The following is an 11,744-nucleotide window of genomic DNA, read 5'->3' as shown; positions in this document are numbered from 1 at the left end:
TCCCCACCACCTGGAGGTACCCGTGAACAGCGCCGACGGATGGGGAGACGACGTCTACCAGCCTGACGGATCCGAGATCCAGGACGACTCCGGGCTGCTCGACGCGGAGGACACCCTGGAGAACGACGGTGTCGACGACCCTCTCGACCGGGGCTGGTCCCCTCCGGACCGACCATGGGCCGTGGAGCACACCGGTGTGACGGCGGCCGAGCGCGAGAGTCTGGACCAGCGGCTCGCCGAGGAACTGCCCGATCTCGCCACCCCCGACGACGACGGCATCGGCGACTGTGACGGCACCGACGGCGAACTCCTGGACAACGAGGTCGGCGCCCGTCGCTCCGGCCGTCTCGTCGCACCCGACGAAGGTGCCCACGAGGACGAGGAGAGCGCCCTGATCGCCACGGACGTGGGCATCGACGGCGCCGCCGCCTCCGCCGAGGAGGCCGCGATGCACATCGTCGACGAGGACGCCCTGTCCGGCTGACCCCGAGGAGCGCACATGCAGCAGGACAAGCACCCCGACTACCACTCGGTCGTCTTCCGCGACCGGGCCGCCGGATACGCCTTCCTGACCCGGTCCACCGCCACAAGTGACCGCACCATCGAGTGGGACGACGGCGAGACCTACCCCGTGGTGGACGTGGAGATCTCCTCCGAGAGCCACCCGTTCTACACCGGCCAGGCCCGGACCGTGGACACGGAAGGGCGGGTAGCCCGCTTCGAGCGGCGCTACGGAGGCGGCGCCGAGGCGGCCTCCGAACGCTGAGCACCGGGGCCGCCGACGCGGCCCCGCCCTCAGATGAAGTTCAGCGCCGCCGCGCAGCCCACCCCGCCGAGCAGCATGAACGCCGGCATCAGCACCTTCAGCTCGACCCAGCTGCCGGCCCGGAACCGCATGGCCTTGGGCGGCCCGATCGGGTACCAGCGCTTGCGGCCCACCGGGATCGGCCACAGGATCGGGCAGCCCGACACCGTCAGGGCGTCCCCGATGTCGTGGACCAGCGCGCCGAGCACGATCGGCAGGCCCAGCCACAGGTACTCCTGCCCCGGGTCCGTGAAGAGCCAGTCCGAGCCGTTGCCGGGCTTGTCCAGGACCCCGGCGATGATCCACGCGCTGGTCGCGGCCAGCAGCCAGACCAGGACGTCGGCGCTGGAGCCGCGGGTCGCCCGCCACAGCAGGCCCTCGATGGCGAGCACCATGTGCACGAAGAGGATCGCGAGGACGGCCCAACGGCCACCGGTGATCGCCGCGACCGAGGCGCCCGCGCCGATCAGGACGGCCCACAGCCAGGTGTGGGTCAGGGTGCGGTGCCCGCCGGAGCGACGCGGGTCGCCCTGCTTCTTGGTGGCCTTGTAGACGGCGTAGGAGAGCTTGTCGACGATCTCGCAGAGCCCTCGTGAGATGGGCCCGAACGCGCGCGAGATGGTGGCCGCCTTGTGGTCGAGGTCGGGAGCGAGCGCGGCTCCCGCGCAGATCAGCGCTCCGGCCAGCAGGACCGGCCAGGGCATCGCGTGCCCCGCCGCGGCGGCCGCCGCTCCGACCCCGAGCCAGGCCGCGGCCCCCGACAGTGAGTGTGCTGGTCCCATCATCGGCGTTGCCCGCCCCATTCCTCGTGTACCGCTGCGCAGTTGACCGGATGCCCTGACGCCTCGTCGGCGACACAGCGTACTGCTCGTGATCTTCGTACCCGCATCCGATTCCCCTGTAGTGGGCAAGGGCAGGCAAGATGGGTGGGTGACCCTCATCGATCGACTGCCGCAGACCGCAGACCCCGACGCTCTCTACGAAGCCTTCGAGTCGTGGGCCGAGGAGCGCGGGCTCACGCTCTACCCCCATCAGGAGGAGGCGCTGATCGAGGTGGTCTCCGGGGCGAACGTGATCGTGTCGACGCCCACCGGCTCCGGCAAGAGCATGATCGCGGCGGCCGCGCACTTCGCCGCACTCGCCCGGGACGAGGTCACCTTCTACACGGCTCCGATCAAGGCGCTGGTCTCGGAGAAGTTCTTCGAGCTGTGCAAGATCTTCGGCACCGAGAACGTCGGCATGCTCACCGGCGACGCCTCCGTCAACGCCGACGCCCCCGTCATCTGCTGCACCGCCGAGGTGCTCGCGTCGATCGCGCTGCGCGACGGCAAGCAGGCGGACGTCGGCCAGGTGGTCATGGACGAGTTCCACTTCTACGCGGAGGGCGACCGCGGCTGGGCCTGGCAGATCCCGATCCTGGAGCTGCCGCAGGCGCAGTTCATCCTGATGTCGGCCACGCTCGGCGACGTCTCGATGTTCGAGCAGGACCTCACCCGGCGCACCGGGCGTCCGACGTCGGTGGTCCGCTCGGCGACCCGTCCGGTACCGCTCTCCTACGAGTACAGGTTCACCCCGCTCACCGAGACGCTCACCGAGCTCCTCCAGACCAGGCAGGCGCCGGTCTACATCGTGCACTTCACGCAGGCGCAGGCCGTGGAGCGGGCGCAGGCGCTGATGAGCATCAACATGTGCTCGAAGGAGGAGAAGGAGCAGATCGCCGACCTCATCGGCAACTTCCGCTTCACCACCAAGTTCGGCCGCAACCTCTCCCGTTACGTACGGCACGGCATCGGGGTCCATCACGCCGGCATGCTGCCCAAGTACCGGCGTCTGGTGGAGAAGCTCGCGCAGGCCGGTCTGCTGAAGGTCATCTGCGGTACCGACACGCTCGGTGTGGGTGTCAACGTCCCCATCCGCACGGTGCTGTTCACGGCTCTGACCAAGTACGACGGCAACCGGGTCCGCACCCTGCGCAACCGTGAGTTCCATCAGATCGCCGGCCGCGCCGGGCGGGCCGGGTTCGACACGGCGGGCTTCGTCGTCGCGCAGGCGCCCGAGCATGTCGTCGAGAACGAGAAGGCGCTCGCCAAGGCGGGCGACGACCCGAAGAAGCGCCGCAAGGTGGTCCGCAAGAAGGCGCCGGAGGGTTTCGTCGCCTGGACGGAGAACACCTTCGACAAGCTCATCGCCTCCGACCCGGAGCCGCTGACGTCCCGCTTCCGGGTCACGCACACGATGCTGCTGTCGGTGATCGCCCGTCCGGGCAACGCCTTCGACGCGATGCGGCATCTGCTGGAGGACAACCACGAGCCGCGCAAGCAGCAGCTCAAGCACATCCGCCGGGCGATCGCCATCTACCGCTCCCTGCTGGACGGCGGCATCGTCGAGAAGCTCGACGAGCCGGACGCCAGCGGTCGTATCGTCCGCCTCACGGTCGATCTCCAGCAGGACTTCGCGCTGAACCAGCCGCTGTCCACCTTCGCGCTCGCCGCGTTCGAACTCCTCGACCCCGAATCGCCGTCCTACGCCCTGGACATGGTCTCCGTGGTCGAGTCCACGCTGGACGACCCGCGCCAGATCCTCGTCGCCCAGCTGAACAAGGCGAAGGGCGAGGCCGTCGCCGCGATGAAGGCCGACGGCATCGAGTACGAGGAGCGCATGGAGCGCCTCCAGGACATCTCCTACCCGAAGCCGCTGGAGGAGCTGCTCTTCCACGCGTACGACACCTACCGCAAGAGCCACCCCTGGGTCGGCGACCATCCGCTCTCCCCGAAGTCCGTCATCCGTGACATGTACGAACGGGCGATGTCCTTCACGGAGTTGGTGTCGTACTACGAGCTCGCCCGGACCGAGGGCATCGTGCTGCGCTACCTCGCCAGTGCCTTCAAGACGCTCGACCACAACATCCCGGACGACCTCAAGTCGGAGGACCTCCAGGACCTGATCGAGTGGCTCGGCGAGATGGTCCGCCAGGTCGACTCCAGTCTGCTCGACGAGTGGGAGCAGCTCGCCAACCCGGAGGAGATGACCGCCGAGGAGGCCCAGGAGCGGGCCGACGAGGTCAAGCCGGTCACCACCAACGCGCGTGCCTTCCGGGTCCTGGTCCGCAACGCCATGTTCCGCCGCGTCGAGCTCGCCGCCCTGGACCAGGTCGAGGAGCTCGGCGAGATGGACGGCGAGGCCGGCTGGGACGCCGACGCGTGGGGCGAGGCCATGGACAAGTACTGGGACGAGTACGACGACCTCGGCACCGGCCCCGACGCCCGCGGCCCCAAGCTGCTCATCATCGAGGAGGAACCGGAGAACCGTCTGTGGCGCGTCCGGCAGATCTTCGACGACCCGAACGACGACCACGACTGGGGCATCAGCGCGGAGGTCGACCTGACGGCCTCCGACGCCGAGGGCCGCGCGGTCGTCCGTGTCACCGCCGTCGGCCAGCTGTGAGCACAGGAGAAACGCACTCATGACGACGAACCCGGCCGAGCGCCTGGTCGACCTCCTCGACCTGGAGCAGATCGAGGTCAACATCTTCCGCGGCCGCAGCCCGCACGAGTCCCTGCAACGGGTCTTCGGCGGGCAGGTCGCGGGACAGGCGCTGGTCGCCGCCGCCCGCACCACCGAGGGCGACCGGCCGGTGCACTCGCTGCACGCGTACTTCCTGCGTCCCGGCCGGCCGGGCGTGCCGATCGTGTACCAGGTCGAGCGGGTGCGGGACGGCCGGTCGTTCACCACCCGCCGGGTCACCGCCGTGCAGCAGGGCCGCACGATCTTCAATCTCACCGCCTCCTTTCACCAGCCTGAGCAAGGGTCGTTCGACCACCAACTGCCGCCGGCGCGCGAGGTGCCGGATCCCGAGTCCCTGCCGACGGTCACGGAGGAGATCCGTGAGCATCTGGGGGCACTGCCGGAGCAGTTGGAGCGGATGGCGCGCCGTCAGCCCTTCGACATCCGCTATGTGGACCGACTGCGCTGGACGCCCGAGGAGGTCAAGGACGCCGAGCCGCGCAGTGCGGTGTGGATGCGCGCGGTCGGTCCGCTCGGGGACGACCCCGTCGTGCACACCTGCGCTTTGACGTACGCCAGCGACATGACGCTCCTGGACGCCGTACGCATCCCGGTCGAACCCCTGTGGGGTCCGCGCAGCTTCGACATCGCCTCGTTGGATCACGCCATGTGGTTCCACCGGCCGTTCCGCGCGGACGAGTGGTTCCTGTACGACCAGGAGTCCCCGATCGCGACCGGCGGGCGAGGTCTGGCCCGTGGGCGGATCTACGACCGGGAGGGGCACCTGCTGGTGTCCGTTGTCCAGGAAGGGCTGTTCCGGGCGCTGTAGAGCCGGTGCACTTGCGGTTCCGCGGTTCGCGCGTGTCACGCGCTTCTGCGGCGCAGCCAGCCCAGGATGCGTCGGGGTGCCTCCTGGGGCGCGGGCTCGTCGGGCGGGGGCGGTGACAGCGGCACGGTCGGCCGCTGCTCCCCCGCGGGGCGAGGCGCGGGCCGGAACATCCGGGCGTCCTCCAGGGCCCGGGTGAGTTCCCGCCGCAACCGGCTGATCTCGTCGGGGTCGTCGGCTGTCATGATCCGCTCCGTGAGCAGCGCCGCGGGCGTGCCCGGTGTGCCCTGGTGCGGCGGCATCGGCCGGAAGCGGTTCAGGTAGGAGCGCTCGTACGGGTCGCGGACGAGCTCCGCGATCTCGACGGGGTCGAGGAAGGCGGCGAGGGCTCCGGCGCTCTCCCACGGTCCGTCGGCCGACCGCAGCAGGAACTCCCGGTGCCGGGCACGCCAGTTGCGCGGACGCAGGTCCACGCCCTCGTCCAGCAGCGCCCGCATTCCTTCGGGCATGCGGCGGGCGTGCAGGAGCGCGGAGTTCTGCTCGTCGGCGGCGAACTGTTCGAGTTCCTCGGCTAGATAGAGCCAGACGACGGCCCGATACCTGTTCAGGTAGAAGCGCACCGGTGCCACCACGCCGAGGCGCGCGAGTCGGGTGAACCGGCCGACGGGGAGGTCCATGACCTCCGCGCCCTCGGTGGTGCCGACGACCCGCACGCGTTTGAGGAGCGCTTCGGGGAAGCCGTCCGCGGCACGCACCCGGTCGGTCTCGGAGCGGGCGATCCTACGCCCCCCTCCGCCGTCGTCGGGGACGGTCCGGATATGGCCGAGATGGACCGCCAGGTCGAACTCGTTCCGCTTGAGGCCCAGTTCGCGGGCCGCGCGCCCCGGAGTGAACGGGAGCTGCTGGGGCCTGGTGAGGGTGTTGCCTGCCATGGTCGTACTCCCCCGTGGAGTCGATGCTCACGCTGTGTGCGATCGCCGTGACAAAAACCGTATCCGGTCCGGCGAATCTCGGTGCGAGCCTGTGGATAACTCCACGGGGTACGACAAAGCAGCAGGTCAGAGGTCTCCAGCCGGGCTGCGCTCGGGCTGGCGGACATCCACGCCGAGGTGCTCGCCGACCCGGTTGACGAGCAGGGTCATCTCGTAGGCGATCTGGCCGATGTCGGCCTGCGCACCGCTGAGGACGCACAGGCAGCTGCCGGTGCCCGCGGCGGTGACGAACAGCACCGCGTCGTCGAACTCGACCATCGTCTGACGGACTCTGCCCGCGCCGAAGTGCCGGCCGGAACCCTTGGCCAGGCTGTGCAGTCCGGAGGCGACGGCCGCGAGGTGCTCGGCGTCCTCGCGTCGCAGGCCCGTACTGGCCCCCGCGACCAGGCCGTCGTTGGACAGCACCAACGCGTGCCGGACATGGTCGACGCGCTCGGTCAGATCGTCCAGCAGCCAGCCGAGTCCCTGGTTCTGCGCCATGTTTTCCGTCTCCCCGTGTGACGTCTCCCCCTGGCCGGAGAAGCTTCTCGCCACCCTTCCGGACGACCGGTGCCGGGGGCAAGGAGGACAGGGCAAGGCACAGGTAAGGAACGGCGGCCTTCGGTCACTTGACCGCGTTCAGCTCACCGAGTCGAGGAGCCGGGCGGTGTGCATCCGCCCGGCGTACTCGACGAGCCGGATCAGCACCTCCTTCCCCGAGTCACGGTCCCGGGCGTCGCACAGCACCACCGGCGTCCCGCGGTCCAGGTCGAGGGCGCGCGAGACGTCCTGGGCGCCGTAGGTGCGGGCGCCCGAGAAGCAGTTGACGGCCACCACGAACGGGATGTGCCGGTGCTCGAAGTAGTCGACCGCGGGGAAGCAGTCCTCAAGGCGCCGGGTGTCCGCGAGGACGACGGCGCCGAGTGCGCCCTGCGACAGTTCGTCCCACAGGAACCAGAAACGGTCCTGCCCGGGGGTGCCGAAGAGATAGAGGGAGAGACCGGAGCGGATGGTGATGCGGCCGAAGTCCATGGCGACCGTCGTCGTGACCTTCTGGTCCACACCGTCGGTGTCGTCCACCAACTGACCTGCCTCGCTGAGCAGTTCCTCGGTCCGCAGCGGCCTGATCTCGCTGACCGCGCCCACCAGGGTGGTCTTGCCCACGCCGAACCCGCCGGCGACCAGTATCTTCAACGCCAGCGCGGTCGGCTCGCCGCCCTGGGCATCGGAGTGCTCGGAGACCATCGATCACTTCTCTCGGGAGTGCCGGCAACGGTCGGCGGTGCAGGTGCGTGAAGTCAGCATGATGACAACTGCGGTACCCCTTCGGGGGGTTGGATCGCTATTTGACCGATATGACCGAGTCGTGCGCATGAGCTTTCGAAGTTTCATCTACAGAGCTCGCAGTCCCTCGATCACCTCGCGCAGAATCCGTTCGTCAGGAAGCTGTGCGGGCGGCACGGGACGGCTGACGGTGACACAGCCGAGTTCCAGAAGGTCGCCGAGCAGCACGCGCACCACACCCAAGGGCAGATCCGCGTCGGCGGCGAGTTCGGCGACCGACTGGGTCTCGAGGCGGCACAGTTCGATCAGTGCCCGGTGCTCCGGCCCCAGCGAGGTGTCCTCGTCGGGTGCGGGCGCCGCCGTGTCCAGGGTGACGAGGGCGATGAGGTCGAAACGCACCCCGGTGGGGCCGGGCTTGGTCCGGCCGCCCGTCATGGCGTACGGGCGCACGAGGGGCCCGGCCTCGCCGTCGTACCACTGGCTGCCCTGCTCGCGCGGGGCGCCCGTCATGTCCTCCGTCATGAGCGGACCGCCTTCTCGTCTCATCCGGCCGGTGGCCTCGCGGCCACCCGCGGCGCGGTGTACAGGTGCTCACCCACGCGCTTGACCAGCCGGGCCATCTCGTAGGCCACGAGCCCGATGTCGGCGGTGACCGCGGTGAGGAGGGCGAGACAGGAGCCGTCGCCCGCGGCGGCCACGAACAGGAAGCCGTCGTCCATCTCGACCATCGTCTGCCGGACCCCGCCCGCGCCGAAGTGGCGCCCGGCGCCCTTGGCCAGACTGTGGAAGCCGGAGGCGACCGCGGCGAGGTGTTCCGCGTCCTCGCGGCGCAGGTCGGTCGACGAGCCGACGGCGAGACCGTCGTTGGACAGCACCACGGCGTGCCGTACCTCGCTGACGCGCAGCACCAGGTCGTCCAGCAGCCAGTCGAGTTCGCCGGACCGCTGTGCGGCCCTCATGCCCGGGTCCTGGATCATGTGGGGTCTCCTTCGCTGCTGTCTCTTGCCGCGCGGGGCTCCGGGGCGGCGCCGCGGCCGGGCTGTCGGCCGCCGCCGCGCGCCCAGCCGTCGCGGTAGGCCGCCATACGGTCCCGTACGAGCTCGGGGGTGCGCCGGTCCTCGCCCCGGGGGCCGGGTTGCGGCTCGGATTCCTCGGTGCGCGGCGCACGTAGTTGAGGGGCCAGGTTCGCCTGCCGGACCCGGCGCGGGAGGTCGTCCGAGGTGTCCGCCTCCGGAGCCGGGGTGTCCTCCGGGGGGCGGTGCAGACGGAGGGTGGCGACGCCGGGGGGCGGGGTGTCGCTCGCCGCCTCCGCCCTCGCCGTCGCGGTGCTCTCCGCCACGGCCGGCGCGGGCGCCACCAGGGCGGGGCGGTCGGCCGACGCGTGGACGGACTCCTGGAGGCGGACGGCGCCGGGCACGCGCGCGTACTCGCGTTCGGGATCGGCGGTCCGGCGAGGGGAACGTTCCTCCGCGCCGCTGTGCAGCAGAGCGGTGGGCAGCAGGACCACCGCGGTGGTGCCGCCGTAGGGCGAGGTGCGCAGATGCACCTTGATGCCGTGGCGGGCCGCGAGCCTGCTGACCACGAACAGGCCGAGCCGGTCGCTGTCGAAGAGGTCGAGCGCCTCGGACTGCTCGATGCGGCGGTTGGCCTCGGTGAGAGTCTCCTTGCCCATGCCGAGTCCGCGGTCCTCGACCTCGATCGCGTAGCCGTTGCCGACGGGTTCGCCGGTGACGCGTACGCGCGTGTGCGGGGGTGAGAACTGTGCGGCGTTCTCGACGATCTCCGCGAGGAGGTGGGTGAGGTCGGCGACGGCACCGCCCACGACGGAGGCCTCGGGAAGCTGCCGTACCTCCACGCGCGCGTAGTCCTCGACCTCCGAGACGGCCGCGCGGACGACGTTGGTCAGGGAGACGGGCATGCGCCAGGCGCGGCCGGGCGCGGCCCCGGAGAGGATGATCAGGCTCTCGGCATGACGCCGCATGCGGGTGGTGAGGTGGTCGAGGCGGAAGAGGTCGCTCAGCTCGCCGGGGTCCTCGGAGCGGCGTTCCATGCTGTCCAGGAGGCTGAGTTGACGGTGGACCAGCACCTGGCTGCGCCGGGCGAGGTTGACGAACACCCCGGAGATTCCGCTGGCGAGTTCGGCGCGCTCCACGGCGGCTCGCAGCGCGGCGCGGTGCACGGTGCCGAGGGCCTCGGCGACCTGGCCCGTCTCGTCCTCGGCGGGTGGCCCCGAAGGCGCCTCCGCCCGGACGTCGATCTCCTCACCGGCGCGCAGTTTCCGCATGGCCTCGGGGAGTTTGCGCCGGGCGATCTCCAGGGCGCTGTTGCGCAGGCTCACCAGCTCGACGACGAGTCCGCGTCCGATGCGGACGGAGATGACCAGGGAGGCGGCGACGGCGGCGAGGCCGAACAGCACGGCGGCGCCGGCCGGGGTGAGCAGCCCGCGGGTGAACGGGTCGGCCCGGTGCGCGACCCCGCGTCCCGCGTCCGCCTCGATGGTCCGCATCCCGCCCTGCACGCGCACGTGTGCCTTGGTCCAGATGGCCTCGGGCGCGGAGGCGATCGCCGAGGTGCCGGCGCGGCTCGCGAGGACCCTGTCCTCGACGGCGGCGACGGCGCCGTAGTCGCCGCCGTGGGCGAGGTCCTGCCAGGCGGCGCGCTCGGAGCCGCGCAGATCGGCGACGGCGGACTCGGTGAGCGCGCGGCGGGTGTCGACGGCGCCGGTGAACAGTCGCAGCCGCTGTCCGTCCAGACGTCCGGCGAGGCGGGCGCTGGAGAGCACCACGTCCTCCTGGGCGAGGGCCTCGCCCGCGCGGGAGAACTCCAGCAGCACGCGTGCGTCGGAGCCGAGTTGGGCGTCCTGGATGCCGGTGAGGGCGCCGCCGACGGCGAAGGCCTTCGTGATGGCGCGTGTGTACCGGCCGTACGTCTCGTCCCAGCCGGCCCGGCGGTCGAGGACCGCGGTCCTGAGCGAGCGCAGATCCTCGGCGCCGCTGACGAAGGTCTCGAGGCGCTGAGCCACTCCGGCGGGCAGCTCTTCGCCGTCGGCGACGGTGTTGCCCTCGCCGAGCCGCAGCTCGGCCACGGCCTTGTCGGTGCGTTCCGCGAGGGTCCTGACGTCGCTGCCGCGGTTGACGGTCGGCTCGGTGGCGTAGCCGACCGCGGCCGCGCGCTCGGCCTGGAGGGCGGCGACGGCCGCCGCGACGGGTGTACGGATCTCGGAGTCGACGCGCTGCAACTGCCGCAGCCGGGAGACGTCCTGGGCGGTGCTGACGGTGGCGTACGCCCACAGGGCCAGCAGGGAGACGACCGGCACCATCAACAGGCAGACGATCTTGGCGCGTACGGTGCGCGGACGTATCCGCCAGCCTCCCGCGCGCGTGGGCGGGTCGTCGGGGACGGCGCCCGCCGACTCGTCCTGGCCCTCGTCCGCCGGCGGCCCGGCGTGGGCGCGGCGGCCTCGGGTCGGGGCGGCGGACGGTGTCTCGGAGTCGGTCGTGGGGGTCCTACGGGGAGTTCGCATGGCCTCCTGCCTCGGAGAGTGGTTCGGCTTGCCCAAAGGGGCGCCCTCAGTGGGCGGCGCGCTCGACCGCCCGCTGGGCCGAGGCGGATGCCTCGCGCTCGCCCGTGGAGGGCGACAGCGCGACGAAGGCCGAGGTCAGGAACAGATAGGACCCGAGGCCCACGGCGAGCGGGAAGATGAACTGCATCGCCGTGGCCCCGGACAGTGCGGCGGCGGACGGCGTGACGCGCACGCTCACCGCGAACATGCCGGTGTAGTGCATGCTGCTCACCGCGGCTCCCATGATCAGGGAGGCGATGGTGACGGCGACGGGCGACTTGATGTTGAGCGCCGCCCACAGCGCGGCTGTCGCGGCCACGACGGCGATGAGCACGGAGAGCCCGACGAGCATCGGGTCGTAGCGCACCTGCCCGTGCAGACGTACGGCGGCCATGCCCAGGTAGTGCATGCTGGCGACGCCGAGTCCGGTGGTGAGCCCGCCGAGGAGGAGCGCGCGGCCCCGGTCGCGGCTGTAGCCGACGGCGAAGACGCCGGCACAGACGACGATCATGGCGACGAGCAGGCTCACGATGGTGAGCGGCACGTCGTAGCGGATGTCGGTGCCGCTGACGCTGAAGCCGAGCATGGCCACGAAGTGCATGGTCCAGATTCCGGTACCGAGCGCCGAGGCGGCGGTGATGAGCCAGTTGCGGCGCGAGCGTCCGGTGGCGCCGAGCGCGCGCATGGTGCAGCGCAGGCCGAGTGCGGCGCCGATACAGGCCATCACGTACGACAGCACGGGGGTCAGCCAGCCGAGGGCTGCGTGGTCCAGGTGTCCCATGGCCCCGGGAC

The 11,744-nt window shown here is 71.0% G+C and carries 12 protein-coding genes; 4 read left to right on the top strand and 8 right to left on the bottom strand.

From position 1 onward, the window contains the following. Positions 1 to 22: 22 nt before the first annotated feature. Complete coding sequence (locus tag ACIHIX_RS27685) at positions 23 to 484, top strand: DUF5709 domain-containing protein (RefSeq protein WP_399960672.1); 462 nt, start codon at positions 23 to 25, stop codon at positions 482 to 484. Between the two features lie 15 nt (positions 485 to 499). Then, positions 500 to 766 carry a type B 50S ribosomal protein L31 gene (locus ACIHIX_RS27680; protein ID WP_399960670.1) on the top strand — a complete coding sequence of 89 codons (267 nt, stop codon included), beginning with the start codon at positions 500 to 502 and terminating at the stop codon, positions 764 to 766. A gap of 29 nt (positions 767 to 795) precedes the next feature. Here ACIHIX_RS27680 and ACIHIX_RS27675 read toward each other — a convergent pair whose 3' ends face one another. Beyond that, positions 796 to 1,590 (bottom strand): metal-dependent hydrolase, encoded by a 795-nt coding sequence (locus tag ACIHIX_RS27675; RefSeq protein ID WP_399960668.1) that lies wholly within the window; start codon positions 1,588 to 1,590, stop codon positions 796 to 798. Between the two features lie 145 nt (positions 1,591 to 1,735). Here ACIHIX_RS27675 and ACIHIX_RS27670 point away from each other — a divergent pair, with 145 nt between their 5' ends. Together ACIHIX_RS27670 and ACIHIX_RS27665 are read left to right on the top strand one after the other, a co-directional pair. Then, positions 1,736 to 4,249, top strand: a complete 2,514-nt coding sequence (locus tag ACIHIX_RS27670) for a DEAD/DEAH box helicase (RefSeq protein ID WP_399960666.1) — start codon at positions 1,736 to 1,738, stop codon at positions 4,247 to 4,249. A gap of 19 nt (positions 4,250 to 4,268) precedes the next feature. Beyond that, entirely contained in the window at positions 4,269 to 5,138 is an 870-nt protein-coding gene (locus ACIHIX_RS27665) for an acyl-CoA thioesterase (protein WP_399960664.1), read from the top strand. 35 nt (positions 5,139 to 5,173) lie between these two features. Here the strand turns inward: ACIHIX_RS27665 and ACIHIX_RS27660 are convergent, their stop codons facing one another. From ACIHIX_RS27660 to ACIHIX_RS27630, 7 genes are all read right to left on the bottom strand, one after another. Continuing rightward, a complete protein-coding gene (locus ACIHIX_RS27660; protein ID WP_399960662.1) occupies positions 5,174 to 6,067 on the bottom strand; it encodes a DUF6397 family protein in 894 nt (297 codons plus the stop codon). Positions 6,068 to 6,193: 126 nt separating this feature from the next. Next, positions 6,194 to 6,607, bottom strand: coding sequence for a roadblock/LC7 domain-containing protein (locus tag ACIHIX_RS27655; RefSeq protein WP_399960659.1), 414 nt, complete (start codon positions 6,605 to 6,607; stop codon positions 6,194 to 6,196). 138 nt (positions 6,608 to 6,745) lie between these two features. After that, the gene (locus ACIHIX_RS27650; RefSeq protein WP_399960658.1) at positions 6,746 to 7,351 is read right to left on the bottom strand and encodes a GTP-binding protein; all 606 of its coding nucleotides are present in this window, start codon (positions 7,349 to 7,351) and stop codon (positions 6,746 to 6,748) included. A 147-nt stretch (positions 7,352 to 7,498) separates the two neighbouring features. Beyond that, entirely contained in the window at positions 7,499 to 7,912 is a 414-nt protein-coding gene (locus ACIHIX_RS27645) for a DUF742 domain-containing protein (RefSeq protein ID WP_399960656.1), read from the bottom strand. A 20-nt stretch (positions 7,913 to 7,932) separates the two neighbouring features. Then, positions 7,933 to 8,367: a roadblock/LC7 domain-containing protein gene (locus tag ACIHIX_RS27640; protein WP_399960654.1), complete on the bottom strand. Its 435-nt coding sequence runs from the start codon at positions 8,365 to 8,367 to the stop codon at positions 7,933 to 7,935. Further along, the gene (locus tag ACIHIX_RS27635; protein ID WP_399960652.1) at positions 8,364 to 10,913 is read right to left on the bottom strand and encodes a nitrate- and nitrite sensing domain-containing protein; all 2,550 of its coding nucleotides are present in this window, start codon (positions 10,911 to 10,913) and stop codon (positions 8,364 to 8,366) included. The genes ACIHIX_RS27640 and ACIHIX_RS27635 overlap by 4 nt, the downstream gene beginning before the upstream one ends. Before the next feature lie 46 nt (positions 10,914 to 10,959). Continuing rightward, positions 10,960 to 11,733, bottom strand: a complete 774-nt coding sequence (locus ACIHIX_RS27630) for an MHYT domain-containing protein (protein WP_399960650.1) — start codon at positions 11,731 to 11,733, stop codon at positions 10,960 to 10,962. Positions 11,734 to 11,744: the final 11 nt, after the last annotated feature.

This window comes from Streptomyces sp. NPDC051913 (assembly GCF_044593635.1).
In the GTDB taxonomy this organism is placed as follows: domain Bacteria; phylum Actinomycetota; class Actinomycetes; order Streptomycetales; family Streptomycetaceae; genus Streptomyces.
Note: the sequence above shows the minus strand (reverse complement) of the source record. Positions and strands in the feature narration are given on the sequence as shown.

Coding starts and splice junctions, on each gene's coding strand:
- ACIHIX_RS27650 (WP_399960658.1), bottom strand. CDS start 7,351: ATGGTCTCCGAGCACTCCGATGCCCAGGGCGGCGAGCCGACCGCGCTG.
- ACIHIX_RS27655 (WP_399960659.1), bottom strand. CDS start 6,607: ATGGCGCAGAACCAGGGACTCGGCTGGCTGCTGGACGATCTGACCGAG.
- ACIHIX_RS27645 (WP_399960656.1), bottom strand. CDS start 7,912: ATGACGGAGGACATGACGGGCGCCCCGCGCGAGCAGGGCAGCCAGTGG.
- ACIHIX_RS27660 (WP_399960662.1), bottom strand. CDS start 6,067: ATGGCAGGCAACACCCTCACCAGGCCCCAGCAGCTCCCGTTCACTCCG.
- ACIHIX_RS27665 (WP_399960664.1), top strand. CDS start 4,269: ATGACGACGAACCCGGCCGAGCGCCTGGTCGACCTCCTCGACCTGGAG.
- ACIHIX_RS27675 (WP_399960668.1), bottom strand. CDS start 1,590: ATGATGGGACCAGCACACTCACTGTCGGGGGCCGCGGCCTGGCTCGGG.
- ACIHIX_RS27640 (WP_399960654.1), bottom strand. CDS start 8,367: ATGATCCAGGACCCGGGCATGAGGGCCGCACAGCGGTCCGGCGAACTC.
- ACIHIX_RS27630 (WP_399960650.1), bottom strand. CDS start 11,733: ATGGGACACCTGGACCACGCAGCCCTCGGCTGGCTGACCCCCGTGCTG.
- ACIHIX_RS27680 (WP_399960670.1), top strand. CDS start 500: ATGCAGCAGGACAAGCACCCCGACTACCACTCGGTCGTCTTCCGCGAC.
- ACIHIX_RS27635 (WP_399960652.1), bottom strand. CDS start 10,913: ATGCGAACTCCCCGTAGGACCCCCACGACCGACTCCGAGACACCGTCC.